Here is a 25,003-nt window from a genome sequence, read left to right as displayed (position 1 = left end):
CTCAGCCGGCAGGAGCGGCCGCCAAGACCTCCGTTATCGCCGCGACGCTGTCCGGCCGCACCGACCGTGCGATTTCCTGGCCGTCGTGCAGCACGATCAGCGTTGGCCACAGCTTCACCCGGAACGAACGACCCAGGGGCCGTCCGCTACCGTCCTCGATCTTGAGGTGGCGCAGCGCGCCGCCGCGTGCCTGAAGCGCCTGGGCGATCAGCGGCTGGGCGGCGCGGCAATAGCCGCACCAATCGGTGCCGAACTCCAGCACGGTGGTGCCGGACAGGCTGTCGGTTTCGGCGCGGGTCGGGCCGGGGTTCTGGTAGGTGCCGGTATCGGGCATGACGCGATCCTTCGGTGGGAACTGGATGCCTCGATTACAAGCCGCGGCGGCGTGGCTGTGGATACTGTGCGTTTCCGGACATTCCCGTCTTTCCGGCATTTTTATCGTTCACGACTTGTCATGCAGATCGAAGACAAACCTCCTTTCGACACCCCTTTCGCCTGGATTGGGGGTGAGGAACGGGTACGCGTGCTGGTCGAGCGCTTCTACGACCTGATGGATCTGGAGCCGGCTTATGCCGCTCTTCGTGCGGCTCACGGGCCGGATCTGGCCAATGCGCGGCAGCGGCTTTTCTGGTTTCTCTGCGGGTGGCTGGGTGGGCCGCAGCACTACACCGATCGGTTCGGACATCCGATGTTGCGGGCTCGGCATATGCCGTTTTCCATCGGCATCCGCGAGCGGGATGAATGGTTGGCTTGCATGGGGCAGGCTATGGTTGAGACGGATGTGCCTGAGGCTCTGCGGGAACGGCTGGTCAAAAGTTTCTTTCAGACGGGGGATTGGATGAGGAACCGGTGAGCTGGGGTGGTGTTCCCCGCCGCAATCCTCAGCTGAGAAAAGCCCCATCATCAAAGCCCATCGCGGCCCAGCCACAACGCCACCCGGCCGCACGCCGCCCAGCCCGGCCAGGACGTAGCACGCCTCAAGGCCATGCGGGGCGAGCCGAGCCTCAGTAAACGTCCCGCCGGTAACGGCCACCCATCGCGAGCGCATCGACCTGCGCATCGCCAAACATCCCCCGCAGCGCATCGTCCACACCACCAGCCATGCCCTGCAAACTCCCGCAGACATACAGCGCGCAACCGGCCGCGACCCATTCGCGCAGCGGTGCTTCAGCGGCCCGCAGCCGGTCCTGCACATAAACCCGCTCGGCCTGGTCGCGCGAGAAGGCGAGATCCAGACGCTCCAGCGTGCCGTCGGTCCGCCAGGCCTCGATCTCGTCGTGCAGAAGAAAGTCGTGCCGCGCGCGGCGCTCGCCGAAGACCAACCAGTTCCGGCCCGGCGCTGCCCCCGCCGCCCGCGCCCGCAGATGGCCGCGCAGCCCGGCGATGCCGGTGCCGTTGCCGATCAGCACCAGCGGCCGCGATGCGTTGTCCCCCAGCCGAAAAGCACGGTGCTCGCGCAGCCGCAACTGCACCGTCTCGCCCACCGCCACGCGGCCACAGAGCCAATCCGAGGCCACGCCCGCGGTGCCGTCGGAGCGGGTGACGCAGCGCACCACCAATTCCAGCCAGCCGTCGGCAGCGATGGAGGCAATGGAGTAGTCGCGCGGCGGCTCCCCTTCGCCCGGCGGCAGCACCTGCGCCAGGTCGCCGGACTCCCACATGACCGACTGGCCGGGCGGTGGCAGCAGGCGCACCAGCCACACCGGCCCGGCTTCGCTGCCGGGGTTGAGCCGGCTCCGCGACACCAGCGTCCACGCCTGCCAGGCCGGCGCCTGCCAGGCCGCGATGTCGCCGGTGCTGGCATGCGCGGCCAGGGCGTGGCGCCAGGCGTCGATGGCGGCGTCGTCGCCACGGTCGACCTCGATCGCCGGGAACAGGCGCTGCGCACCGCGCGCGGCCAGTGCCGCGTCGACCGAACGGCCGAATCCGCAGAAATGGCGGTAGCTGGCGTCGCCCAGTGCCAGCAGGCCGTAGTGCAGGCCGGCGAGATCGGGTCTTGCCGATTCCAGCGCGGGCAGGAAACCGGCGCCCTCGTCGGGCGGATCGCCTTCGCCATAGGTGCTGACGACCAGCAAGGCGCGCGAGGGCACGTCGGCGATCGCGCAAGACCAGGCGTCCAGCGGCATCACCCGCACCGCCTGGCCGGCCGCATGCAGGGCCTGCGCGGTCTGGCGCGCGATGTGTTCGGCGTTGCCGGTCTGGCTGGCGTGCAGCACCAGCCAGGCCGCGCCGCCTTCGGCCGCCATGGCGAGCAGCGCGGCCTCGCGCTCTGCCGCGCGCCGTGTGCGCGACACCCGCCAGCCGATGCGCATGCACAGCAGCGCATAGGCGATCAGCACCGCGGCCGCAGCCATCCAGCGGTCGGCGCCGATGTCCGTCCAGCCGTTCACAGCAGACGCTCGAAGGCGGCGCTGGCATGGCCGCTGTCGCCCTGCGCGCCGCGTTGCACGAACCAGGCGGCAAGGCCGTATCGATCGGCCATTGCCGGGCCTTCGCGCGGCCCCAACACCAAGAGCGCGGTGGCCCAAGCGTCGGCCTGCATGCAGTGCGGATGCACCACCGTCACGCTGGCCAGCGCATGCGCCACCGGCGCGCCGGTACGGGGATCGAGCGTGTGGCTGTAGCGCACGCCGTCGTGGCGATACGCATGCCAGCGGTCGCCGGAGGTGGCCACGGCGCAGTCGCGCAGCGGCAGCGGCAACAAGGCACCGCCGCCGGGCTGCTCGATGCCGACGGCCCACGGCCCGCCGCCGGGGCGATGTCCACGGGCGCGCAGCTCGCCGCCGATCTCCATCAGGAAATCCTGCACGCCGCAGGCAGCGACGGCCTCGCAGGCCCAATCAACCGCGAAACCCTTGGCGATGCCGCTCAGGTCCAGGCACAGTCCGCCCGGCTGCGTGAGCGTGCGGCTCGCGGCGTCGAAGGCGAGCCGGCGCCAGCCGACCGCATTGCCGGCCCGGGTGACGCGGGCCGGGCTCGGCGGCCGGGCATCGGCATAGTCGCGCGGGCCATCGCGCGGGCCGAAACCCCAGGCGTCGACCAGCGGCGCCACGGTGGGATCGAAGGCCCCGCCGCTCTGCCGCGCGCAGGCCAGTGCCGCATCGACCACCGTCGCGAATTCGCTCGCCAGCGTATGGCGCGAACCGGCTTCGGCCCGGTTGAAGACCGAGATGTCGGAAGCCGCCTCCCAGGTGCTCATCTGCGCGACGACCTGGTGCAGCACCGTCTCGACGGCCGACCGCACCACGTCGTCGCCGAGCCCCGTCACCGCCCGGAACTTGAGCGACCAGCGCGTGCCCATGGTGGCGCCGCCCAGCAGTCGCGCCGGTGCCTCGGGCAGCCGCCAGCGCACCACGCCGTAGGCCGACGGCCCCGGGCGGGCGAAACCGATGGCCGCCGTCTGGCTTATGGCTGCACCTCGAGCGTGGCGGCGTAGAGCGTGCGGCGCTCCTTTGCCTGCGGCACGGTGGTCTTGGCATCCTTGGCCGAGGCTTCGATGTAGTACATGCCCGATTCCGGCCAGACGATGCTGAAGCGGCCGGCCGCGTCGGTGGTGGACTTGATCTCACCGACCTTGTCGCGGTATCGCGCGCCGCCGCGGATCGCCGCGACCTCGACGCCTGCGGCCGGCTGGCCGTCGAGCATCAGCGCGAAGGTGGCCCGCTCGCCCTTGGCCAGGTCGCTGGGCGCGGTCACCGGCACCAGCTCCAGGCCCTGGTTGGTGGGCTTGAGCGCGGTCGGCTTGCCCAGGGTGACGAAGGTCTCGATGCGGCTCTGCGACTCGGTCACCGTCAGGTCCTTGGCATTGGCCGGGATGGCGGTGGCCAGTGCCTCGGCGCTGCCGCGCCAGCGTTTGGTCTGGCCGGCGGCGTCCTTGTAGCTGGCGAACAGGCCCTTGTTCACCACCGCCACGCGGTAGGTGCCGGGCTGGCTCAGGTTGAGGTCGAACACGGTGCGCAGCTTCAGGCGCTGCAGGTTCTCGGCCTGGGCGGCGCTGCCGTCCGGCGCCACGATGGCCAGCCCGTCGGTGTTGAGCGGCACGTGGTCCATGTCGAACAGCGCCGTGGACACCGCGCCGTCGAAGGTGACGTAGGCGGCTTTGGACAGCACCGTGCTCGAGGGCAGCAGCCACTGGTTGTGGGCATGGGCGCCGGCGGCCAGGGCCAGGGTGGTCAGGCCGGCGGCGAGGCGCGGCACGAGGCGAAAGGAGATGGTCATGGGATGTGTCCTCGCTCAGGGTTTGAGTTCGACGGCGACGAGGCCGAGTTCTTCGCTGCCGCGCGCCTGCAGCTGCTGCGCCTTGGCCGAGGGCCAGGTGAAGGGCACGCTGACCACCTCGCGGCCGCCGCCTTCGCGTGCGGCCTCGACCATCAGCTTGTAGTCGCCCGCCGGCAGCTTGGCGAAGGGCCCGCGGCCCTCGGTGAAGGCCAGGGTCTGGGTGCCGACCGGCTTGGTCGCGCCGCTCACGCCGTCGACCGGCATCTGCAGTTCACGCCCGCCGCGGCGCCACCACTGGCGCAGGTCCTTGAGCCATTTGGTGCCTTCGCCGGCGGCGTTGTCGCGGGTGCGGATGTCATACCAGACCGCCAGGTGCGAGGCGACCGACTGGTCGGCCTTCTCCACCCACACGGCGACGTAGGGCCGGTGGTATTCGGCGGTGTTGATGCGCGGCACCTCGACGTTGACGGACAGCCCGGCGGCAAAGGCCGGGGCGCCGATCAGGGACGCGAGCGCGGTGGAATATCGCAATTGCACGGAAGACTCCTCCACTGGGGAACGGTTGCTTGAAGAAAACGAAAAAGACGCCCGGACGCGGCCGGCCTGCGTTCAGTGGATGAACAGCAACGCCAGCAGCACCGGGATGACCAGCCCCAGCCCGGCCACCGGCCAGGTCAGCGCGCGGTTGGCCGCGTGCAGCTTGAGGATCAGCAGGCCAGTGATGCAGAAAACCAGCGCGCCGGCCGCGAAGATGTCGATGAACCAGCTCCAGGCCGCGCCGGTGTTGCGGCCCTTGTGCAGGTCGTTGAGGTAGGAAATCCAGCCGCGGTCGGTGCGCTCGTATTCGGATTCGCCGTCTTCCATGCCGATGCGCAGCCAGGCGTCACCGCCGGGGCGCGGCAGCGAGAGATAGACCTCGTCGGCCGACCACTCCGCCTGCCGGTCGCCGGCGGTGGCGCCGAACTGCGCGGCCACCCAGGCGGCCGCCGTTGCCGGCAGCGGGCCGTTCTTCATCTTCGGCCCGCCTTGCTCGCGCGCCAGGCGCAGGGCGTCCAGCACCGGCGCGGGCGCGGTGGCGGTGCGTGAATCGACCCGGGGCTTCGCCTCGATCTGCGCGGCGTGGTTGAGCGTGAAGCCGGTCACCGCGAACACCAGCATGCCGGCCAGGCAGATCGCCGAGCTGATCCAGTGCCACTCGTGCAGCAGCTTGAGCCAGCGGGCACGGCTGCGGTCGACGGCGGGGGCGGTGGAAACGGTCATCGACGCGGGAAACCGATGGAAACAAGGAAGTCAGCGATCATAATGAGAACAATTCTTAATCATGGGGGTTTTACCGGGTGTTTACAGGGCTTTCCGATGCCGCTGCGGCTGCGCCGGTCGAGGTGCTGGTGGTGGACGACCAGGAAGACATCCGGGCGCCGCTGGCCGCATACCTGGAGCGCCAGGGCATGCGCGCTACCACCGCCGACAACGCACTGGAGATGCGCCGCCACCTGCGTCGCCGGCCCTTCGACCTGATCGTGCTCGACGTGATGCTGCCCGACGAAAGCGGCCTCTCGCTGTGTGATTTCGTGGTGCGCACGCTCGACACGCCGGTGATCCTGCTGACCGCCATGGCCGCCCGCCAGGACCGGGTGAATGGCCTGGAAACCGGTGCCGACGACTATGTGGTCAAGCCCTTCGATCCGCCCGAGCTGGTGGCGCGCATCCGCTCGGTGCTGCGCCGGCAGAACCGTGCGCGGGTGGCCGAGCGCGGGCACCGCCGCTTCGCCTTCGAGGGCTGGACTTTCGATGCCGTGCGCGGCGAGTTGCACACGCCCGATGGCGAGCCGGTGGCGCTGAGCGGCACCGAACAGCGCTTGCTGGATGCCTTGCTGCGTCATCCGCAGGTGCCCTTGAGCCGCGAGCGCCTGCTCGACCTCACCCAGAGCGGCGATGCCGATCCGTTCGACCGCGCCATCGATACCCAGATCAGCCGGCTGCGCCGCAAGCTGGAAAAAGACCCGCGCCGGCCGGCGCTGATCCGCACCGCGCGCAGCGCCGGCTATGTGTTCGCCGCCGATGTGCGGCCGCTGGCCGGGTGAAGCGCCTGGCAGCGCCCGCGCTGCGCTGGTTGCGCAGCACCGCCGGGCAATTGGTGATGCTGCTGCTGGCCGGCCTGCTCATCGTCAACATCGTCGCGGTGATCACGCTCAACGCCACGGCCGAGCGGCTCAACCCGGTGTCGCGCGACCAGGTTCTGGAGCGGCTGGCCATCGCCTATCGCGCGATGCAACTGTCGGACGCCGACGACGAGCCGGCCATGCTGTCGGCCATCAGCTCCGAAGGTGCGCGTTTCTGGACCGAGCACGACACCCCGCCCGCCCACGGGCCGCTGAGCGCCGAGGAGCGCCAGGTGCTGACGCTGCTCGGCGCGCGGCTGCCCGGCGTGGCGCCCGAGCGCATCTGGGTGATGCTCGAAGACCCGCGCGGCCGGCTGCTGGGCAGCTTCGACACGCGGCTGGGCTGGTCGATCCTGCGGCTGTCCACCGCCGTGCGGCTGCACGACGGCCGCTGGCTGCACAGCGAGCAGCAGCCGCTGGCCGGCTACCAATGGTGGCGCCTGCTGCGTTTCTCGCTGCCCACCAGCACCTTGCCGGTGCTGTGCATCGTGCTCATCTTCGTCTGGCGCACGTTGCGGCCGATCAAGGCCATCGCCCAGGCGGCCGAGCGGGTGAGCCGGGGCGAACGCATCGAGCCGCTGCCCATCGTCGGCCCGAGCGAGGCCCGCGAGGTGTCGGCCGCCTTCAACCTGATGCAGGACAAGCTCACCCGCTACATCGACGACCGCACCCAGCTGCTGGCCGCCATCAGCCACGACTTCCGCACGCCGATCACCTCGCTGCGGCTGCGTGCCGAGTTCATCGACGACGAGCAGCAACGCACCGCCATGATCCGCACCCTCGACCAGATGCGGGTGATGGTGGAGCAGACCCTGCGCTTCACCCAGGACGACGCTCCGCACGAAGGCACGCGCACGCTCGACCTGCAGGCGCTGCTGCACGAGGTGGTGGCCGAGCACCGCACGCTCGGCCAGGACACCCGGCTGGAGCCGGCGCCGCCCACCGCCTACCGTGCCCGGCCGGTGAGCCTGAAGCGCGCGGTCGGCAACCTGGTCGACAACGCGGTGCGGCATGGCCGCTTCGCGCGGGTGCGGCTGGTGGAGGGCGACGGCGCCGCGGGCGGGCGGCTGCGCATCGAGGTCGACGACGGCGGGCCGGGCCTGGCGCCCGAATGGCGGGAGAAGGTGTTCGAGCCTTTCTTCCAGCTCGACCGCGCCCGCACCCGGCAGGACGGCGACGGCGTGGGCCTGGGCCTGTCGATCGCGCGCTCCTGCGTGCGGGCGCATGGCGGCGAGCTGACGCTGGCCAACCTGCAGGGCGGCGGCCTGCGCGCCACCATCGTGCTGCCCTGACATCGCCACCCGGCCGGCCGCGTCAGCCGCGCTGGCCGAAGGCCGTCGCCATCTGCGTCACCGACGAACGCAGCGCGGTGTAGCCGCCGCCGACCAGGTACCAGGTCGGCGCATCGAGCTGCACCACCTGCTGGCGGCGCCAGGCCGGCGTCGCGGCCACGCCTGGGTGGGCGGCCAGCAGCCCGGCAGCGATGGGCGCACCGCCGGTCGCAGCCGGCCGGTCGAGCACGAAGAGCCAGTCGGGCTGGCGCGCGAGCATCTCGTCCAGGCGCCTGGCGTTGGCCGCCGCCTGCTGCAGACGCGCGGCCTCGGTGGCGGCGGCGTCCTGCGCCGGCTCGGTGGCGGCGCGGCGGGCGGCCGGCGCGGCGTCGGATTCGCGCATCACCGAGGCGATGCCGGCGAGCTCGTACACCACGCCGAAGCGGCTTTTGGGCGGCTGCGGCACCAAGCCGTCGCCCACCGCGAACAGTAGCAGCCCGCGACCGGCGCGCTCGCCTTGGGCCTGCAGCCCACGCACGGCGATCGACAACTGCGCGGCCAGCGCTTCGGCGCGGGCCTGGCGATCGAACACGGTGCCGAGCAGCACGATGTTGCGGATCACGCTGGCGACGAAATCGGTGGTGCCGGTCGACAGGTCGAGCGTGGGCGCCACGCGCGAAAGCTCCTCGTACTTCGACGCCGAACGGCCGCCGACGACGATCAGGTCGGGCGCGGCGGCGCGCAGTGCAGCCATGTCCGGCTCGAAGAGCGATCCGACCTTGTCAAAGGCCTTGCCGCCGTAGTCGGACAGGTAGTCCGGCAGGCGCACGGCCGGCACGCCGGCGACCGGCACTTCGAGCGATTGCAGGATGTCCAGCGCGGCCAGGTCGTACACCGCCACGCGGCGCGGCGTGGCGGGCAGGCGGGTGCGGCCCTGGGCGTGCTGCACCGTGCGTTCGGCGGCCTGCGCCGGGAGGGTGAGCAGCACGAAGCAAGCGCCCAGGCCGGCCACGGTGGCGCGGCGCGTGAATAAGCCAGTCATGGTGACGGTCCTCGAATGGAATGGATGGGGATCAGCGCACGGCCGGCGCGGCGGCCAGATCGAGTGCGGGCGGCAGCGAGGCGGCCAGCATCGGCCCGTGCGACACGCCCTCGAACATGCGGTAGCGGGCGTGCAGGCCGGCGCGGGTGGACTGCCGCTCGACGAAGCGGCGGGCGGCATCTGGCGGCACGGCGGCACGCGCCTGGCGCATGCGGGCGATGGCCTCGGGCGACACACCCGGGCGCGGCCGGGCCTCGTCGCCGCTGGCCGCGCTGCCGGTCATCAGTAGCAGTTCGACGCCTGCCGCCGGCAGCGGCGCGGCATCGGCTTCTTCGCTCAGGATGAAACCCTGGCGCCACCACAGCGACGGATCGGCGGCGATGTAGCGGGCGAACGCGTCCGGCCGGCGCAGCAGCGTGTGCAGCACGAACAGCCCGCCATAGGAATGGCCCCAGAGCGACTGGCGCGCGGGGTCGACGGCGATGCGTGCGGCGACCTGCGGCTTGATCGCGCCTTCGATCAGCGTGAGGAAGGCGTCGGCGCCCCCGGTGGCCCGGCCGCGTTCGGCATCGGTATCCCCTTCGGACGGCGGCGCGGGCGGCGTGTAGTCGAGCGTGCGGGCGGCCACGTCGAAGCGTTGGTCGTTGGCATGGCCGATCGCGGCCAAAGCCAGCGGCCTGCCCTGCTCCGACAGGCGCGAGAGCTGCGCCGCCTCCACCGCCTCGAAGGCCGCGTTGCCGTCGAGCAGGTAGAGCACCGGCCAGCCGGTGGCGGGCGGCGTGCCGCGCGGCAGGGCGAGCTGCACCCGCAGCCGGCGTCGGCCATCGGCGGAGTCGACTTCGAAACGGTCGAAGCGGTGCGTGGCCGAGGGCTTGTCGGCCAGGCCCGATCCGGCCGGGCGCGACAGGTCGGGCTGCGCCCGGCCGGCCGTGGCCCAGGCCAGCGCCGTGCCGGCCAACAACGCCCGCCGGCTGGCAAGGAGGCCGCGCATCAGAACGCCGAGGTCAGGTTGACGAACACCGAGCGGCCGGGCTCGTTGTAGGTGGCCGCACCCGCGCTGGAGTTGACCGCCTCGCGGAACAGGCGCTTGTCGAAAATGTTGTTGACCCCGACGCGCACCCGGGTCTTGGCCGTGAAGTCGTAGTTGGCGCTGATGCCCCACAGGCTGTAGGCGTCGCGCGGGGCCAGGGCCGCGCCGGTGGCGGCGGCGCCGGTCTGGGTGAGGTTGCGCGGCTCCTGCTTGCCGTAGAAGGTGCCGGTGAAGAGCATGGAGAACGCGCCGCTCACCTGCCAGTCGAGCAGGGTGTTGACGGTGTAGCGCGGAATCACCGAGAGCGGCTCGCCGGTGGTCTTGTCCTCGTTCTCGATCATGTAGGTGAAGTTGTTGCTCCACCGGATCGCGCGCGTGACCGGCACGGTCAGGTTGCCTTCGAAGCCCTGGACGATGGCCTTGGGCGCGTTGGTCCACTGCAGGATCCGGCCGTTGCTCGCGGTGTTGCCCACCGGCACCATGCCCGCGACGATCTTGTTCTTGTAGTCGTTGTGGAAATAGGTGATGCCGGCGGCGTAGCCGCGGCTGTTCCAGGCGATGCCGATCTCCTTGTTGACGCTGGTTTCCGGATCGAGATCGGCATTGCCCTGCACATAGCAGCCCGCGCCGAGCGAGGGGAACAGGTTCGGGCATCCGTTGCCGCGCGTGTAGTACAGGTAGTTGGGATTGGACTGGTAGAGGTTGGGTGCCTTGAAGGCCCGCGCGATGCCGCCCTTGAGCGTGAATTCCGGCGTGAGCTTGTACGAGGCGTTGAGGCTCGGACTCACGTTGGTGCCGAACTGGCTGTGGCGGTCCAGGCGCACGCCGGGCGTGAGGATCAGCCGCGAATTCAACTGGATGTTGTCTTCCATGAAGAAGGCCACGTTGTCGGCACTGGCCTTGCCGTCGCGGTTGCTGGCGAGGCCCGGGATGGCGCCGCCGTTGCCCGTGCTCTGCGACATGGAGTACGGGTCGTCGAGCTTTTCCTGGCGCAGCTCGATGCCGGTGGTGAGCACCTGGTCGAAGCCGCCGAGCTTCATCGGCATGTTCACCTCGCTCAGCAGGCTGTAGTTGTCGAGCACCGAGGTCGACTTGGCATTGGCGTCGCCGATGCTGCCTTCCGGCCCGCCGGCCAGGCCTTCGTTCAGGCGCGAGTTGCGCGTGCCCTCGTACTGCAGGTAGGTGCGCGAGGTGCCGAAGGACCAGTTGCCGCGATGGGTGATGGCGGCCGTCTGGCGGTACATGGTGTTGGTCTCGGCGCCCATGGCGGCGAGTTCGCCGGTCAGCGCGGTGCCGGTGGCGCTGACCGCCCGGTCACCGGCGTAGATGTTGCCCTGGCGGCTGAAGCCGGCCTCGAACTCCAGCACCTGGCCGGGCGCCAGATCCCAGCGCACCAGGCCGTTGATGTCGCGGTTGCGCACGCCCTCGCGGCCGGCGGGGGGAATGGCGCCGGCGGCCGTATTGAGCGAGGTGGCGTTGAGGCCCAGGCTGTCGGCGTCGGTCTTGGCGACGTTGCCGAAGAGGCGGAAGGAGAACTTGTCGGCCAGCGGCCCGCTGAGATTGAAGCCCAGGCGGCTGGAGTTGCCTTCGTCGCTGTGCTGCGGCAGCAGGGTATAGGCGGTGACGGAGCCGGCGAAGGTCTTGCCCGGCGCCTTGGTGATGATGTTGACCACGCCGCCGGCCGCCCCCGAGCCGTAGCGCGCCGCCGCCGGGCCGCGCAGCACCTCGATGCGTTCCACCGATTCGGCCGGTACCCAGTTGGTGTCGCCGCGCGTGTTGCGCTCGCCGCTGCGGCCCATGCGCACCGAGTTGCGCGAGGCCACCGGCTTGCCGTCGATCAGGATCAGGGTGTTTTCCGGGCCCATGCCGCGCAGGTCGATCTGGCGGTTGTTGCCGTACTGGCCCGAGGCGCTGTTGCCGGTAAGGTTGACGCCCGGCATGGTGCGGATGATCTCGGAGAGATCGTTGGCCGGCGGGCGCTTCTCGATGTCTTCGGCAGTGATGGTGGAGACGCCCGGCGCCTGCTTGAGCTCTTCCTCGGCGGTGCCGAGCACCTTCACTTCCTGCAAGGTGCCGACGGCGGCCGGCGTGGTGGTGGTGGTCTGCGCCATGGCGGGCATCGCCAGCAGTGCGAGATGAATGGCCCACGCCGACGGCGCGAGCCGGGGCTTCGAGGTGCTTGGCATCGGAAAACGACTCCCTGACTTTTGATTCTTGTGGTGCCGCGCGCCGGTCGTGTCGACACGGCGGCTGGCGCTTCGCACAGGCCGTGGCGGCCCTGCAGACATGCGTTCCGTAGCAACGGCGTTACATGCGAATGCGAATCGTATTTATTTGTGAACAGGAAGTTTGTCGGTTTGTGTCAGGGCGATGGCATTGCCGTGCCCGACGCCAAGGTAAGCACCGATGCGTGCCCCCGGCCGGATCACCCAAGATCGCCGGTTGCCCGAAACACAGAGAGAGGAGATACACCATGAACCTTCGCCCGACGCGACGCGCCGCGCTCATCGCCACGCTCGCCGGCGCATGCGGCGGCACGGGCCTGCACCGCACGGCCTTCGCGGAAACCTGGCCGGCCCGTCCGGTCACCGTGGTGGTGCCGCAGGGCGCGGGTGGCGCCAACGACGCCATCGCCCGCATCGTGCTGCAGCGGGTGTCGGAGCTGCTCGGCCAGTCTTTCGTGGTGGACAACCGCGTGGGCGCGGGCGGCAACATCGGCACCGCCTACGCAGCCAAGGCGCGGCCCGATGGCTACACGCTCATGCTCACCAGCGACAGCGCGCAGGTGGTGGCACCCGCGCTCTACAAGACGCCGGGCTTCGATCCGGTAAAGGACTTCGAACCCGTGGCCGCCGTGGCCACCGCCGGCTACGTGCTGGTGGCCAACCCGGGCTTTCCGGCGAACTCGGTGCGCGAGCTCATCGCCCTGGCCAAGGCCAGACCGGGCAGCATCTCCTACGCCTCGGCCGGCAACGGCACGCTCAACCACCTGATCGCCGAGGTGCTGCGCAAGCAGGCCGGCATCGACATCCAGCATGTGCCCTACAAGTCGTCGGCGGCCGCGGCCACCGACGTGGTGAGCGGCCAGGTGCCGATCTCGGTGCAGAGCCTGCCCTCGTGCATCGGCTTCATCCAGGCCGGCAAGCTCAAGGTGCTGGGCGTGGTCAACCCGCGCCGGGTGGCGGTGCTGCCCGACGCGCCGACCATCGGCGAGACCCTGCCGGGCTTCGGCTTCACGCCGTGGTACGGCCTGTTCGCGCCGGCCGGCACGCCCGCCGACATCGTCTCGCGGCTGCACGGCGCCATCGACCAGGCGCTGGCCGCCAAGGACGTGCAGGAGCGTCTGGCCCAGCAGGGCGCGGAGCCCTGGCGAACCAGCTCCGCGCAGTTCGGCGACTCGGTCAAGTCCGAGCTGGTGCGCTGGGCGGGCATCGTGAAGGACTCCGGCGCGCGGGTTGACTGAGGCGCCGCCCCGGGAGGTTCAGGGTCGGCGGTAGTCCACCGCCAGGCGGCTCCAGTAGGTCGACGCGAGCCGGTCCATGCGCACCTCGCCGCCGGTGGAGGGCGCATGCACGAAGCGCCCTTCGCCCACGTAGATGCCGGCATGGAACGGCCGGCCGCTGCCGAAGATGACCAGGTCGCCGGTGCGCAGTTCGCCCGCCGTCACCGGCGTGCCGAAGCCGCCGAGTTCGGCTACCGTGCGCGGCGGCACCAGGCCGGCGCGGGCGCGGTACACATAGCCGATCAGCCCGCTGCAGTCGAAGCCGCCTTCGGGCGTGTTGCCGCCATAGCGGTACGGCGTGCCGACCAGGCCCAGCGCGTGGAAGGCGATGTCCGAGGACTGCTCGGCGCTGAGTTCCGGGTAGACGATGCGCGAGGGTCGCGCGACGGGCCCGCTGCTGGAGCAGGCGACCAGGGTGGCGGCGAGCAGGGCCGTCAGCAGGGCGGTGATGAAGCGCATCGCGGCAGTGTAGGCGCGGCTGTAGGAAGCCGGCACCGCGACAGCGGGTTACCGGCCGACGACGGCCGCGTCGCCCGGCGCCGTAAGGTCGCCGCCGCGCTGGAACCGGCCACCTCCAGGCGCCGGTCGCGCCATGACGCCCATCCACCAAGGAGCTCCCATGATCAAGTCCCACGGCTATGCCGCCAGGCATTCCTTCAGCAGCCTCAAGCTCTTTCACTTCGAGCGCGAGGAAGCCGGCGCGAACGAGGTCGAGATAGCGGTGATGTTCTGCGGCGTCTGCCACTCCGACATCCACCAGGTGAAGAACGAGTGGTCCAACACCGTCTACCCGTGCATGCCGGGCCACGAAGTGGTGGGCAAGGTGACACGGGTCGGCCCCGGCGTCACCCGGCACGCGGTCGGCGACGTGGTGGGCGTGGGTTGCATGATCGACAGCTGCCGCGCGTGCCCGGCCTGCCAGGCCGGTTTCCAGAACTACTGTGAAGGCCCCAACAGCTGGCTGGCCACCTACAACGGCCCCATGGTGCCGGCCAAGAAAGCGCCGACCGGCGACAACATGTACCGACGCGACAACACCTTCGGCGGCTACTCCGACACGCTGGTCGTGAAGGAAGACTTCGTGCTCAAGATCCCCGCCGGCCTCAAGCCCGAGGCGGCCGCGCCCATCCTCTGCGCCGGCGTCACCACCTGGTCGCCGCTGCGGCATTGGAAAGTGCAGCCAGGCGACAAGGTCGGCATCCTCGGCTTCGGCGGCCTGGGCCACATGGCGGCCAAGCTGGCCAAGGCCATGGGCGCCAAGGTCACCGTGTTCACCAGCACGCCGGAGAAGATCGACGAAGCCGCGCGCTTAGGCGTCACCGGCATCCTCGAGGACGACCAGGGCGCCCTGGCCAACCTCAAGGCGAGCTTCGATTTCATCCTGTCAACCGTGCCGGAGAAGCACGACGTGAACCCCTTCGTCGAACTGCTCAAGCGCGACAAGACCCTGGTGGCCGTCGGCGCACTGGAGCCGCTCAAGCCGATCAACAACATGGAGACCGCGATGCACCGCAAGTCGGTCGGCGGCTCGCTGATCGGCAGCATCGCCGAGACTCAGGAAGTGCTCGACTTCTGCGCCCGGCACGGCATCGCGCCGGACATCGAAATCATTTCCATCCAGGACATCAACGACGCCTACAAGAAGGTGGAGGACGGCGACGTGCGCTTCCGCTACGTGATCGACATGGCGAGCCTGTCCAACGATGCGAAGGGCTGAACCCCGCCGCCGGAAAAACCGGCTTATTCCGACAACCGCCGGCCGGCGAGCGATCGCGCCAGCGGGCCTGGCCTTCTACACCGGCACCATGTTCCCGGAATGGCGCGGCCAGTTGTTCTCCGGCTCGCTGGCCGGCCAGGCGCTGTGGCGTCTCACCCTGTCGGGCAACACCGTTGCGGCCCGCGAGGCGATGTACGCGGATCGGGGCGAGCGTTTCCGCGATGTGCGCCAGGCCCCGGACGGCGCCCTGCCGCTGCTCACCGACAGCGGCAAGCTCATGCGGCTCGCCCGCTAAAAACAAGCGGTACGGCGCGGTTCTATCGCGTGAGTTTTGGCGATCGGCGGTACGACTGGCATGATCGGCGGTTGCCGCCCGATGCTGAAACATGATTGCAGCATGCGGCCGAACCTTTATCCGACTTCCCCCGCATGAGTTTTGCCGCCGACATCGCCAGTTGCGATCGCGAGCCGATCCGGATTCCCGGCGCTATCCAGCCTCACGGGCGGCTGGTGGTGCTGGACCCGGCCACGCTGGCCCTGCGGGCCTGGAGCGAAAACTGGTCCCGTGTTCATGATGCGCAGGCCGCTGTCGAAGCGCTCGACCGCGTGCAACTCGAATCGCTGGTCGATGGCCATGCCGCCGTCTCCCTCGGTCATGTCGAGTTGATCGACACCACCATGCTGGCCACGGCCTACCGCGATGCACGGGCGGTCATCGTGGAGTTCGAGCCCGCGCCCCCGCCGGTGCGCGGCGAGGCGCCCATCTACAGCCTGGCGCGCGAGCTGTTGCCCAAGTTGCAGGCGGCGCGCACCACGCCCTTGCTGCTCGACGTGGCCGCCACCGAACTGCGCGCGCTCACCGGCTTCGGCCGCTGCCTCATCTACCGTTTCGACGCCGAAGGCCACGGCGAGGTACTGGCCGAATCCATCGCGCCGGGCTACGACAGCTACCGCGGCCACCACTTCCCCGCCGCCGACATTCCGCGCCAGGCGCGCGAGCTCTACCTGGCCAACCGCTTCCGGCTGATTCCGGACGCGCGCTACGAGCCGGTGCCGCTGCTCGGCGTGGACGGCGTGGACGCCGGCGCCGTCGATCTGTCGCAGAGTTTCCTGCGCAGCGTCTCGCCGGTGCACCTGGAATACATGCGCAACATGGGCACGCTGGCGTCGATGTCGGTGTCCATCGTGGTCGACGGCAAGCTCTGGGGCCTGGCCTCCTGCCACGACCACGACGCCAGGAGCCTGGCGCCCGAGGTGCGCGCGGCCTGCAGCCACCTCGGGCAGCTGCTGTCGATGCAGATCGAGGCGCAGGTCGCCAACCTGGAAGTGCAGGCGCGGCTCAATCTGCGCCAGCTCACGCTGGAGATGGTGGCCCACCTGTCCGACGGCGACGCCTCGCTGCGCGGCCTGGTGCAGGAGCCCGCGCTGTTCCTGCGCATGGCGCGCGCCACGGGCGCCGCCGTGGTGCTGGACGAACAGGCCTGGACCGTGGGCGACACGCCGGGCGACGATGCCCTGCTCGAACTCGCCGCCTGGGTGGTCGGCAGCGGGCAGGAGGTGTATGAGAGCGACCGCCTGGTTACGCATTACCACCCGGCCGAAGCCTGGCGCGATGTCGCCGCCGGCGTGCTGGCACTGTCGATCTCGCGGGTGCACCGGCACGTGATCTTCTGGTTCCGCCCGGAAATCGTGCGCACCGTCACCTGGGCCGGCGATCCGCGCAAGGAGGTTCTGACCGATGCGGTGGGCCGCATCCATCCGCGCCGCAGCTTCGTCAGCTGGACGCAGGAGATCGGCGGGCGCTGCGAGCCCTGGACCAGCGCCGAGGTCGGCACCGTGGCCGAACTGCGCCAGGCGCTGATCGGCATCGTGCTGCGCCGCGCCGAGGAACTCGCCGCCGTGGCCACCGAGCTCGGCCGGGTGAACAAGGAGCTCGAAGCCTTTTCCTACACCGTTTCGCACGACCTGCGCGCACCCATGCGCCACATCGCCGGCTATGCCGACCTGGTGCTGGAAGCCGAGGGCAAGGTGCTCAGCAGCCGCGCGCACCGGCACCTGGGCCATGTGAAGGACGCCGCGGCTTTCGCCGGCCAACTGGTCGACGCGCTGCTGGACTTCTCCCGCATGGGCCGCTCGGCGCTGAAGACCCGGCGCTTCAGCTCGCAGGACCTGGTGAACAGCCTGGTGCGCGAACTCTCGCGCGGCGAAAGCCAGCGCGACATCCAGTGGAAGATCGAACCCGACCTGCCCTGGCTCGACGCGGACCCGGTACTGCTGCAGGTGGCCGTACGCAATCTGCTGGCCAACGCCGCCAAGTACACCCGCGGCCGCGACCATGCGGTCATCGCGGTACGGCCGGTGTCGCGCGAGGACGGCATCGGCCTGGAGGTTGAAGACAACGGGGTCGGCTTCCAGATGCAATACGTCGGCAAGCTCTTCGGCGTGTTCCAGCGGCTGCACAAGACCGAGGAATTCGAGGGCACCGGCATAGGTCTTGCCAATGTGAAGAGAATCGTGGAGCGGCACGGCGGCAGCGTCTGGGCCCGGGGCGAACCCGGGGTCGGCGCCACTTTCGGCTTCGTGCTTCCACGCCGGGACGACCCGCCCCCCGAACAGAACAGCGATCCGAGCAAAGAATGATCAAACCCATCCTGTTGGTCGAAGACGACCCGCGCGACCTCGAACTGACACTGCTGGCACTCGAACGCAGCCAGCTCGCCAACGAAGTCGTGGTGCTGCGCGACGGCGCGCAGGCGCTGGACTACCTGCGGCGCGAAGGCGAATACACCGGCCGCGACGAAGGCAGCCCGGCCGTCATCCTGCTCGACCTGAAGCTGCCCAAGGTCAACGGCCTGGAAGTGCTCGAAGCCGTGCGCGCCAGCGCCACGCTGCGCGCCATTCCGGTGGTGATGCTCACCTCGTCGCAGGAAGAATCCGACCTGGTGCGCAGCTACGAGCTGGGCGTGAACGCCTACGTGGTGAAACCGGTCGAATTTAAGCAGTTCGTATCGGCCATCGCCGACCTCGGCATTTTCTGGGCGGTGCTCAACGAGCCGCCGCCCGGCTCCTTCAAGGCCACCCGCCCCTATGAGTAGCCAACCGCCGGCCCCGCAACCGTCGCCGCAGGCGATCAAGGTACTGCTGCTGGAAGACTCGGCCTTCGACGCCGAGCTGCTGGCCGAAGAACTGCGCGCCGCCTATCCGCGCGCATCGCTCGACGTGGTGCAGGACGGCGAGGGTTTCGCCCAGGCCCTGCGACGCGGCAGCTACGACGTGATCCTGTCGGACCACGAACTCGGCGGCTACAGCGGCGACGAGGCCCTGGCGCTGGCGCGCGAGCACGCGGCCTTCGTGCCCTTCATCTTCGTCTCCGGCGTGATCGGCGAGGACAACGCGGTCGACCTGCTCAAGCGCGGTGCCACCGACTACGTGAGCAAGGGCCGCCTCTCGCGCCTGCCGCTGGTGCTGGAACGTGCCATGCGCGAAGTGGCCGAGCGAGCCGCGCGCAGCAACGCCGAGCTTCGGCTGGTGGCGGCCAAGGAAGAAGCCGAACGCGCCAACCTGGCCAAGGACCGGTTCCTGGCGGTGCTCTCGCACGAGTTGCGCACGCCGCTGTCGTCGATGTCCTTCGCGGCGCACCTGCTGGAAAAGGTCGCCACCGTGCCGCCGAAATTCGGCGAACTGCTGCCCACCATCCGGCGCAACGTGGCGCTGGAGGCGCGCCTCATCGACGACCTGCTGGACATCTCGGCCATCACCACCGGCAAGCTCGGCATCAAGCCCGAGGTGCTGGACATGCGCGACGTGCTCGGCCAGGTCGCGCGCACCAGCCAGGAGCAAAGCGACCAGAAGAATGTTCGCCTGGTCTACATACCGGCCACCGAACCGGCCTGGGTGGTGGGCGACGACGCCCGGCTGCAGCAGGTGGTGTCGAACCTGGTGCGCAACGCGATCAAGTTCAGCCCCGCCGGCACCGAGGTGCGGCTCGAAGGGCATGTCGACAACGCACTGGGCCAGTTCGTCTGCACCTGCACCGACCAGGGCGTGGGCATGAAGCCCGAGGCGCTGGAACGCATCTTCGGAGCTTTCGAACAGGCCGACGGCGAGGTGTCGCGGCGTTTCGGTGGGCTCGGACTGGGCCTGGCCATTGCGCGTTTTCTGGTCGCGCAGCACGACGGCAGCCTGCAGGCCCACAGCGACGGCCCGGGCCGGGGCGCCACCTTCACCCTGCGGCTGCCGCTGGTGCAGGCCGGTGCCGATGTGTCGGCTGATCGCCCGGCCGCGCCGGCCGAGGTGGAGAACGCCGGCAAGCGTGTGCTGCTGGTGGAAGACAACCGCGCCGCCGCCGAAACCCTGGGCCTGTGCCTGGAGGACTACGGCTGGGCGCCGGTGCATGTCGAGACCTGCGCCGCCGCGCTGGCGGCGGCCTCGGCCCAGCCCTTCGACATCGTGCTTACCGACCTGGGCCTGCCCGACGGCAGCGGCGTGGAGATCGGCCGTGCGCTGAGCAGACGCCTGCCGGTCGTCGCCCTCACCGGCTATGGCGCGGCCGGCGACAAGAGCGCGACCACCGCTGCGGGCTTCGTCGCGCACCTGGTGAAGCCGGCCGACCCGGCCGTCATCCACGACGTGCTGGGCCAGGCGCTGCAGTCCTGGCGCCGCGGGGCGGGCTGAGGCCGCTGCCGGGTCAGTCCGCCGGATGCTCGCGGAAGAAGCGCAGCATCTCCTGGCTCGCATCTGGCCCCGACGGATCGGTGTAGCTGCCCGCGCCCCCGCCCGACCAGGCGTGCGGGCCGCCTTGCACCACCCAGAGTTCGGCCTGCACCCGGCCGTCGGGTCGGCGAAAAACATCGCGGCTGGCCGGCCGTGCGCCCGGCACCGACGAGCTTTCGCCCTTGGCTTGCGCCGACGGGCCAACGGCAGCCGCGACCACCGCGTGGGCATTGCGCAGGTTCACCGTGGCATCGGCATCGCCGTGGAACACGATGGTCGGACGGCCGCTGCCGGCTGAGCGTTGCGTGGGGCGTGCACCGTCCTTCATGGCCGCCATGGCCGAAGGCAGGTCGCGCGCCGCGCCGGCCGCCAGGCCCGAATGCACGCCGACCGCGGCGAACAGCTCCGCATGGGTCTCGCCCAGGATCGCCGCCATCGCCCCGCCCGCCGAGAGCCCGGCCACGTAGACCCGTTTCGGGTCGATCGCATGGCTAGCCATCACCTGGCGCACCATGCCTGCGATCAGCGCCGGCTCGCCGCGTTCGCGGGTCTGGTGGGTGTGCTTGAACCAGTTCCAGCAACCCTGTGGATTGGCCTTGCGCGACTGCGCGGGGTAGAGCACCGCGAAGCCCTGCCCCTGGGCGAGTTCGTTCATGCGGGTGCCGGCGGCGAAGTCGTCAGGGTTCTGGGTGCAGCCGTGGAGCATGACGACCAGCGGCATCGGTGCGGCTCCAGCGCCTGTGGGCAGGAAGAGCTTGTAGTCGCGACCGTCGACGCCGTTGGAGAAATGGTGCGCCGTGAAACCACCCGGCTGGGGGGTGGGTTGGTCGACGCGGCGGGCTGGTACGTCGATGACGTCTTGCGAAGCGAACGGAGCCTGGGGCGTCGGTGCCGTCTTGGGTGCAGTGCCCATGGCCGAGCGCAGAAGCGCGGCGGCCTCCTGGAGCCGGCCGCCCTGGGTGAGGCGGGTGGCCTGGGTCATCAGTTTCTGGAGGTCGAAATCCATGGATTTCCTTTGCTCGGATTGGGGGTGTCAGCGCAGCCGGGTGGACAGGGCGGCGCGGACGGCCGGGGTGGCGTGCAGGGCACCGAGGACGGTAACTGACTCAATGGTGGCCAGGGCCAGTTCGGGGGTGACGGCTGCGTCGATGGACGCCAGGCCCAGGACGCGGATCTGCAGCATTTCGCCGCTTGCCTGCACGGCCTTCAAGTCGGCTACCGAGTAGTGCTGCAGGCCCAGGACCAGGGATTTGCGGACTACCAGTTGTTTGACTGCGTCGGCCTGGGTGTTGAGCTGGTGGCGGATGGCGTTGCGGATGAAGTCGGTTCTGGTGGAGAAGAAGCCTTCTTGTACGAGGAGGTCGATCTGGCCTAGATCGACGTGGCCGATGTTGATGGTGATCTTTTCGTCGGGTGCTTTTATTGCGGCTGTGTGGGCGGTGATCTTTTTGGGCATGCCGCCAGTGTATACGTGCTCTTGCCATCCAAGTGGATGTTTTTTCCTCCGGTTTTTGGAGGAAATGCCGCTTTTCTATCTTTGCTGAGCTGGGAGACGGGGCTTGCTCCTTGTTTGGGCTGCCGTTGTCGTGGCTTCTTTTCTTCTACCGGTCGCAGGGTGGAGTTGGGGGCTCGCGCGCCTCGAGCGCCACCCTCTGCGAAGAGAAGAAAAGAAAAAAGACCAGCCCGCTCGGCAGAAGCAAAGCCTCCGGCTACACCGTCTTACCGCCGCTTGAGAGGCCGCAAAAGAACCACCAAAGCCCCGGCCCCCCCGTCAATTGGCCGCGCCTGAACAAAAGCCAGCACTTCCTGCTTCTGAATCAACCACCCCTGCACGCGCCCTTTGAGAACCGGTGTCTTGCCAACAGACCCCAGCCCTTTGCCGTGCACGACGCGCAAACACCGCAACCCCTGCCGGGCAGACTCACGAACAAACCCACCCAGCGCCTCGCGCGCCTCATCGGTCCGCAGCCCGTGCAGATCCAACTGCCGCTGAATGGCCCACTCCCCCCGCCGCAGACGTCGGGTAACGTCGATCCCCACACCCTCACGGCGAAAGCTCAGCGCATCGTCGGTATCCAGCAAGGTGCTGGCATCGAAGTCGTCGCTGATCGACTCCAGCAGCACCCGCGCTTCGTCCAGCTGATGCTGCACGGGAATAGGTGGCGGCAGCTCAGGCTCGAAAACGGCCCGCCCCCGGTCCGGCAAAGGATGCACCTTACCGACCGCCCGGGCGAACACGTGCCGAGCGGCCTCGCGCCGGGCGGCCGCTGCAGCGCGCACTGCCTTTTCGGCCGCCACCCGGGCCTGACGCGCGGCCAGCTCCGACCGGATCGCCGCCAGATCCTGCAAGCCATGCGCGGTGATGCGGCTCTCGGATGCCGGCGAATCGGTAGGACGACGCTGCACGCTCGTGTTCTCCCTGTGGTGAATCGCGACCTAGACCAGCCCCGCCTCGGCCATCGACAGGCTCTGCCCGGCCGCGACGATGACGTGGTCGTACACCCGCACGTCGATCAGCGCCAGTGCGGCTTTCAGATGCTGGGTGACCACCTCGTCGGCCTTGGAAGGCTCGACCGAGCCGCTCGGATGGTTGTGGGCCAGCACCACGCCGTGGGCGTTGTGGTGCAGCGCGCGGGACACGACTTCGCGCGGGTAGACGCTCGACTGCGTCAGCGTGCCGCGAAACAGCTCCTCGAAGGCCAGCAACCGGTAACGCACATCCAGGAACAGCACGGCGAACACCTCGTGCCGCTTTTGCGCGAGCTGCAATTGCAGGTATTCGCGTACTTCGCGCGGGTCGGCGAAGACTTCGGTCTCGCGCAGGCGCTGGGCCAGCACCCGGCGGGCGAGTTCCAACACCGCGATCAGCTCGGCCCGCTTGGCGGTGCCGCCGAGTCCCTTGAACTGCTTGAGCTCGTCGGCGGTGGTGTGCAGCAGGCCGGCGATGCCGCCGAAGCGGTCGAGCAGGTCTTGCGCCATCTGCAGCACACCGCGGCCGGGCAGGCCGGTGCGCAGCAGCAGGGCCAGCAGCTCGACGTCGCCGAGCGCGGCGGCGCCGCGCGCCAACAGTTTTTCGCGAGGACGGGCCTCGGCGGGAAGCGACTGGACGGTCATGCGACAGACGGAAGGAACGGCGAGGACGCCCGTGCCAAAGCACCGCCGGGCGCCCGGAAAAGGGCGGTTTTCTACAATACGGTTCAGTTTATAGGGTCACGAATGTCCTCCCCCACCGCCTCCGCCGCCCCGCTCGTCGAGCCCGGCTCGTTTCTCACGCTGCACTACCGCCTCCGCGGGCCGGCCGGCGTCATCATCGACACCTTCGCCGAGAAGCCCGCCACGCTGTCGCTGGGCGCAGGCGAGCTGTCGCCCGCGGTCGAGCAATGCCTGATCGGGCTGCCCGAGGGCACGCACACCACCTTCGAACTGCCGGCCGGCGTCGCGTTCGGCGACCGCAACCCGGACATGCAGCAATGGGTGGCGCGCAAGCTGCTGGCCGAACTCGGCGATCCGGACGAGCAATACCACGTCGGCGACGTGGTGCAGTTCCCCACGCCCGACGGCCAGGGCAGCTACGCCGGTGCGGTGAAGGAGCTGGGTGCCGACGCGGTGCTCTTCGACTTCAACCATCCCCTCGCCGGCCAGCCGGTGAGTTTCGAAGTCCAGTTGATCGGCGTGCTGTGAGCCGGCCCGATGCCACCGTCGAGGAAATCCTGCTGGCCGAGCCGCGTGGCTTCTGCGCCGGCGTGGACCGTGCGATCGAGATCGTCGAGAAGGCGCTCGCCAAGTTCGGCGCCCCCATCTACGTGCGCCACGAGATCGTGCACAACACCTTCGTGGTGGACGACCTCAAGCGCAAGGGCGCGATCTTCATCGAGGACCTGGACGACGTACCGCCCGGCGCCACGCTCGTCTTCTCGGCCCATGGCGTGAGCCGCGCGGTGCAGGAAGAAGCGCGCGCCCGCGGCTTCTCCATCTTCGACGCCACCTGCCCCCTGGTGACCAAGGTCCATGTCGAGGTGGCCAAGCTCGCGCGCGAAGGTTTCGAATTCATCATGATCGGCCACAAGGGCCATCCCGAAGTCGAAGGCACGATGGGCCAGCTCGACGAGGGCATCCACCTGGTGGAAGACATCGCCGACGTCGCCCGGGTGCAGCCGCGCCAGACCGAGAAGCTCGCGGTGGTCACCCAGACCACGCTCAGCGTCGACGACGCGGCGGGCATTTCGGCCGCGGTGCGGGCGCGCTTTCCGACGATCCGCGAGCCCAAGCAGCAGGACATCTGCTACGCCACCCAGAACCGTCAGGACGCAGTCAAGGTGATGAGCCGGCAGGTCGACCTGGTCATCGTCGTCGGCAGCCCGACCAGCTCCAACAGCAACCGCCTGCGCGAACTGGCCGAGCGCCTGGGCACGCCGGCCTACATGATCGACAACGCCGGCGAGCTCGACGAGGCCTGGTTCACCGGCGTGCAGCGCGTCGGACTGACGGCGGGCGCTTCGGCCCCGGAAGTGCTGGTGCGCGAGGTGATCGAGCGCATCAAGGCGCTGGGCGCCGTGGCGGTGCGGCGCATGGACGGCATCGAGGAAACGGTGAAGTTTCCGCTGCCCAAGGGCCTGCGCCTGGACGGCGCGCCCGCCGTGGCGGCCGACTAGCCCGCGAAAGGCCGCTCAGGCCCAGACTTCCAGTGCCGGCTCGTCGGCCAGTACCCGCAGCAGATCGCCGCGCGCGATGAAGCCGCACAGGCGCCCGTCGCCGTCGACCACCGGCAGGCCGGGCAGGTCGGTCTGCAGCAGCGCCTTCGCGACCAGGTGCACATCGGTTTCGGGCAAGGCGGCCGGCACCGGCGACAGCATGGCCGAGCGCACCGCCTGTTCCGGGTCGGCGGCGCCCGCGACGATCTGCGCACGCCCCAGCATGCCGACGAGTTGCTGGCGTTCGTCGATCACCGGCGCCTGCCCCACGTGTTCGCGGGCCATCCAGGCCGCGGCCTGTTCCAGCGTGGCGTCGGCCTGCACGGTGACCACGACGGTACTCATGAACTGCGCCGCCACACGCGGCAGGCGGGTCGGCGCGAACTGCGGCGAGGCGGCCTGGCCGTAGGCGGCCACGGCGTCGTGGCCCAGAGCGCTGCGCTGCGGCGCCGGGGCGGCGGGCTCTTCCGGCGGGCGCTCGTCCACCATGAAGTTCTGCACCGATGACAGCCGTTCCAGTCGCTGCACCGGCACCACCGGAAGGTTTTCGGCACCGCCGCTGTAGAGGCGTCCGCCGACGCCGTAGACGTGGAACATCGTGCTGCTTTCGTCGTGGACAGAAGCGGTCATGTTAGTTCGGGGCGGGGGAGGCGGTCG

At 69.7% G+C, this 25,003-nt stretch carries 26 protein-coding genes; 11 read left to right on the top strand and 15 right to left on the bottom strand.

Annotated elements, in window-relative coordinates:
• Position 1 precedes the first annotated feature (1 nt).
• Positions 2-334 (bottom strand): thioredoxin family protein, encoded by a 333-nt coding sequence (locus R9X41_RS18450; RefSeq protein ID WP_318631896.1) that lies wholly within the window; start codon positions 332-334, stop codon positions 2-4.
• Positions 335-454: 120 nt separating this feature from the next.
• Between R9X41_RS18450 and R9X41_RS18445 the strand changes: the two genes are divergently transcribed.
• The gene (locus R9X41_RS18445) at positions 455-853 is read left to right on the top strand and encodes a group II truncated hemoglobin (protein WP_318631895.1); all 399 of its coding nucleotides are present in this window, start codon (positions 455-457) and stop codon (positions 851-853) included.
• 151 nt (positions 854-1,004) lie between these two features.
• Here R9X41_RS18445 and R9X41_RS18440 read toward each other — a convergent pair whose 3' ends face one another.
• From R9X41_RS18440 to R9X41_RS18420, 5 genes are all read right to left on the bottom strand, one after another.
• Complete coding sequence (locus R9X41_RS18440; RefSeq protein ID WP_318631894.1) at positions 1,005-2,390, bottom strand: sulfite reductase subunit alpha; 1,386 nt, start codon at positions 2,388-2,390, stop codon at positions 1,005-1,007.
• Positions 2,387-3,355, bottom strand: a complete 969-nt coding sequence (locus tag R9X41_RS18435; RefSeq protein ID WP_318631893.1) for an FAD:protein FMN transferase — start codon at positions 3,353-3,355, stop codon at positions 2,387-2,389. Before R9X41_RS18435 ends, R9X41_RS18440 begins: the two co-directional genes overlap by 4 nt.
• 50 nt (positions 3,356-3,405) lie before the next feature.
• Positions 3,406-4,218, bottom strand: a complete 813-nt coding sequence (locus R9X41_RS18430) for a DUF4198 domain-containing protein (protein ID WP_318631892.1) — start codon at positions 4,216-4,218, stop codon at positions 3,406-3,408.
• Between the two features lie 15 nt (positions 4,219-4,233).
• A complete protein-coding gene (locus R9X41_RS18425) occupies positions 4,234-4,755 on the bottom strand; it encodes a DUF2271 domain-containing protein (RefSeq protein ID WP_318631891.1) in 522 nt (173 codons plus the stop codon).
• A gap of 72 nt (positions 4,756-4,827) precedes the next feature.
• Entirely contained in the window at positions 4,828-5,478 is a 651-nt protein-coding gene (locus R9X41_RS18420) for a PepSY-associated TM helix domain-containing protein (RefSeq protein WP_318631890.1), read from the bottom strand.
• Between the two features lie 77 nt (positions 5,479-5,555).
• On the opposite strand from R9X41_RS18420, the gene R9X41_RS18415 reads away from it, so the two are divergent.
• The gene (locus tag R9X41_RS18415) at positions 5,556-6,302 is read left to right on the top strand and encodes a response regulator (protein WP_318631889.1); all 747 of its coding nucleotides are present in this window, start codon (positions 5,556-5,558) and stop codon (positions 6,300-6,302) included.
• Complete coding sequence (locus R9X41_RS18410) at positions 6,299-7,672, top strand: ATP-binding protein (RefSeq protein ID WP_318631888.1); 1,374 nt, start codon at positions 6,299-6,301, stop codon at positions 7,670-7,672. Before R9X41_RS18415 ends, R9X41_RS18410 begins: the two co-directional genes overlap by 4 nt.
• A 22-nt stretch (positions 7,673-7,694) precedes the next feature.
• Here R9X41_RS18410 and R9X41_RS18405 read toward each other — a convergent pair whose 3' ends face one another.
• The 3 genes from R9X41_RS18405 to R9X41_RS18395 are packed head-to-tail and all read right to left on the bottom strand — an operon-like array spanning position 7,695 to position 11,909.
• Positions 7,695-8,693 (bottom strand): siderophore ABC transporter substrate-binding protein, encoded by a 999-nt coding sequence (locus tag R9X41_RS18405; RefSeq protein WP_318631887.1) that lies wholly within the window; start codon positions 8,691-8,693, stop codon positions 7,695-7,697.
• A 31-nt stretch (positions 8,694-8,724) separates the two neighbouring features.
• Entirely contained in the window at positions 8,725-9,684 is a 960-nt protein-coding gene (locus R9X41_RS18400; protein WP_318631886.1) for an alpha/beta hydrolase, read from the bottom strand.
• On the bottom strand, positions 9,684-11,909 hold the full coding sequence (locus tag R9X41_RS18395) for a TonB-dependent siderophore receptor (protein ID WP_318631885.1): 2,226 nt from the start codon (positions 11,907-11,909) through the stop codon (positions 9,684-9,686). Before R9X41_RS18395 ends, R9X41_RS18400 begins: the two co-directional genes overlap by 1 nt.
• 287 nt (positions 11,910-12,196) lie before the next feature.
• Here R9X41_RS18395 and R9X41_RS18390 point away from each other — a divergent pair, with 287 nt between their 5' ends.
• Positions 12,197-13,186 (top strand): Bug family tripartite tricarboxylate transporter substrate binding protein, encoded by a 990-nt coding sequence (locus R9X41_RS18390; protein WP_318631884.1) that lies wholly within the window; start codon positions 12,197-12,199, stop codon positions 13,184-13,186.
• Positions 13,187-13,204: 18 nt separating this feature from the next.
• Here R9X41_RS18390 and R9X41_RS18385 read toward each other — a convergent pair whose 3' ends face one another.
• Positions 13,205-13,684: a C40 family peptidase gene (locus R9X41_RS18385; protein WP_318631883.1), complete on the bottom strand. Its 480-nt coding sequence runs from the start codon at positions 13,682-13,684 to the stop codon at positions 13,205-13,207.
• 160 nt (positions 13,685-13,844) lie between these two features.
• Here R9X41_RS18385 and R9X41_RS18380 point away from each other — a divergent pair, with 160 nt between their 5' ends.
• The 5 genes from R9X41_RS18380 (at position 13,845) to R9X41_RS18360 (ending at position 19,616) form a co-directional block, all read left to right on the top strand.
• On the top strand, positions 13,845-14,942 hold the full coding sequence (locus R9X41_RS18380; protein WP_318631882.1) for an NAD(P)-dependent alcohol dehydrogenase: 1,098 nt from the start codon (positions 13,845-13,847) through the stop codon (positions 14,940-14,942).
• Positions 14,929-15,237 carry a PQQ-dependent sugar dehydrogenase gene (locus R9X41_RS18375; protein WP_318631881.1) on the top strand — a complete coding sequence of 103 codons (309 nt, stop codon included), beginning with the start codon at positions 14,929-14,931 and terminating at the stop codon, positions 15,235-15,237. Before R9X41_RS18380 ends, R9X41_RS18375 begins: the two co-directional genes overlap by 14 nt.
• Before the next feature lie 134 nt (positions 15,238-15,371).
• Positions 15,372-17,582 (top strand): ATP-binding protein, encoded by a 2,211-nt coding sequence (locus tag R9X41_RS18370; RefSeq protein ID WP_318631880.1) that lies wholly within the window; start codon positions 15,372-15,374, stop codon positions 17,580-17,582.
• Positions 17,579-18,037: a response regulator gene (locus tag R9X41_RS18365; RefSeq protein WP_318631879.1), complete on the top strand. Its 459-nt coding sequence runs from the start codon at positions 17,579-17,581 to the stop codon at positions 18,035-18,037. The genes R9X41_RS18370 and R9X41_RS18365 overlap by 4 nt, the downstream gene beginning before the upstream one ends.
• Positions 18,030-19,616 carry an ATP-binding response regulator gene (locus R9X41_RS18360; RefSeq protein ID WP_318631878.1) on the top strand — a complete coding sequence of 529 codons (1,587 nt, stop codon included), beginning with the start codon at positions 18,030-18,032 and terminating at the stop codon, positions 19,614-19,616. Before R9X41_RS18365 ends, R9X41_RS18360 begins: the two co-directional genes overlap by 8 nt.
• Before the next feature lie 13 nt (positions 19,617-19,629).
• Here R9X41_RS18360 and R9X41_RS18355 read toward each other — a convergent pair whose 3' ends face one another.
• From R9X41_RS18355 to radC, 4 genes are all read right to left on the bottom strand, one after another.
• Positions 19,630-20,661, bottom strand: coding sequence for an extracellular catalytic domain type 1 short-chain-length polyhydroxyalkanoate depolymerase (locus R9X41_RS18355; RefSeq protein ID WP_318631877.1), 1,032 nt, complete (start codon positions 20,659-20,661; stop codon positions 19,630-19,632).
• Positions 20,662-20,688: 27 nt separating this feature from the next.
• A complete protein-coding gene (locus R9X41_RS18350; RefSeq protein ID WP_318631876.1) occupies positions 20,689-21,111 on the bottom strand; it encodes a ribbon-helix-helix domain-containing protein in 423 nt (140 codons plus the stop codon).
• 263 nt (positions 21,112-21,374) lie between these two features.
• Positions 21,375-22,061 carry a Smr/MutS family protein gene (locus tag R9X41_RS18345; RefSeq protein WP_318631875.1) on the bottom strand — a complete coding sequence of 229 codons (687 nt, stop codon included), beginning with the start codon at positions 22,059-22,061 and terminating at the stop codon, positions 21,375-21,377.
• A gap of 30 nt (positions 22,062-22,091) precedes the next feature.
• A complete protein-coding gene (radC, locus tag R9X41_RS18340) occupies positions 22,092-22,769 on the bottom strand; it encodes a RadC family protein (RefSeq protein WP_318631874.1) in 678 nt (225 codons plus the stop codon).
• Between the two features lie 102 nt (positions 22,770-22,871).
• Between radC and R9X41_RS18335 the strand changes: the two genes are divergently transcribed.
• Both R9X41_RS18335 and ispH read left to right on the top strand, forming a co-directional pair.
• Entirely contained in the window at positions 22,872-23,336 is a 465-nt protein-coding gene (locus R9X41_RS18335; RefSeq protein ID WP_318631873.1) for an FKBP-type peptidyl-prolyl cis-trans isomerase, read from the top strand.
• Complete coding sequence (ispH, locus tag R9X41_RS18330) at positions 23,333-24,307, top strand: 4-hydroxy-3-methylbut-2-enyl diphosphate reductase (protein WP_318631872.1); 975 nt, start codon at positions 23,333-23,335, stop codon at positions 24,305-24,307. Before R9X41_RS18335 ends, ispH begins: the two co-directional genes overlap by 4 nt.
• 15 nt (positions 24,308-24,322) lie before the next feature.
• Here ispH and R9X41_RS18325 read toward each other — a convergent pair whose 3' ends face one another.
• On the bottom strand, positions 24,323-24,976 hold the full coding sequence (locus tag R9X41_RS18325) for a CBS domain-containing protein (protein ID WP_318631871.1): 654 nt from the start codon (positions 24,974-24,976) through the stop codon (positions 24,323-24,325).
• Positions 24,977-25,003: the final 27 nt, after the last annotated feature.

It is taken from the genome of Xylophilus sp. GOD-11R (genome assembly GCF_033546935.1).
GTDB lineage: Bacteria > Pseudomonadota > Gammaproteobacteria > Burkholderiales > Burkholderiaceae_C > Xylophilus.
Note: the sequence above shows the minus strand (reverse complement) of the source record. Positions and strands in the feature narration are given on the sequence as shown.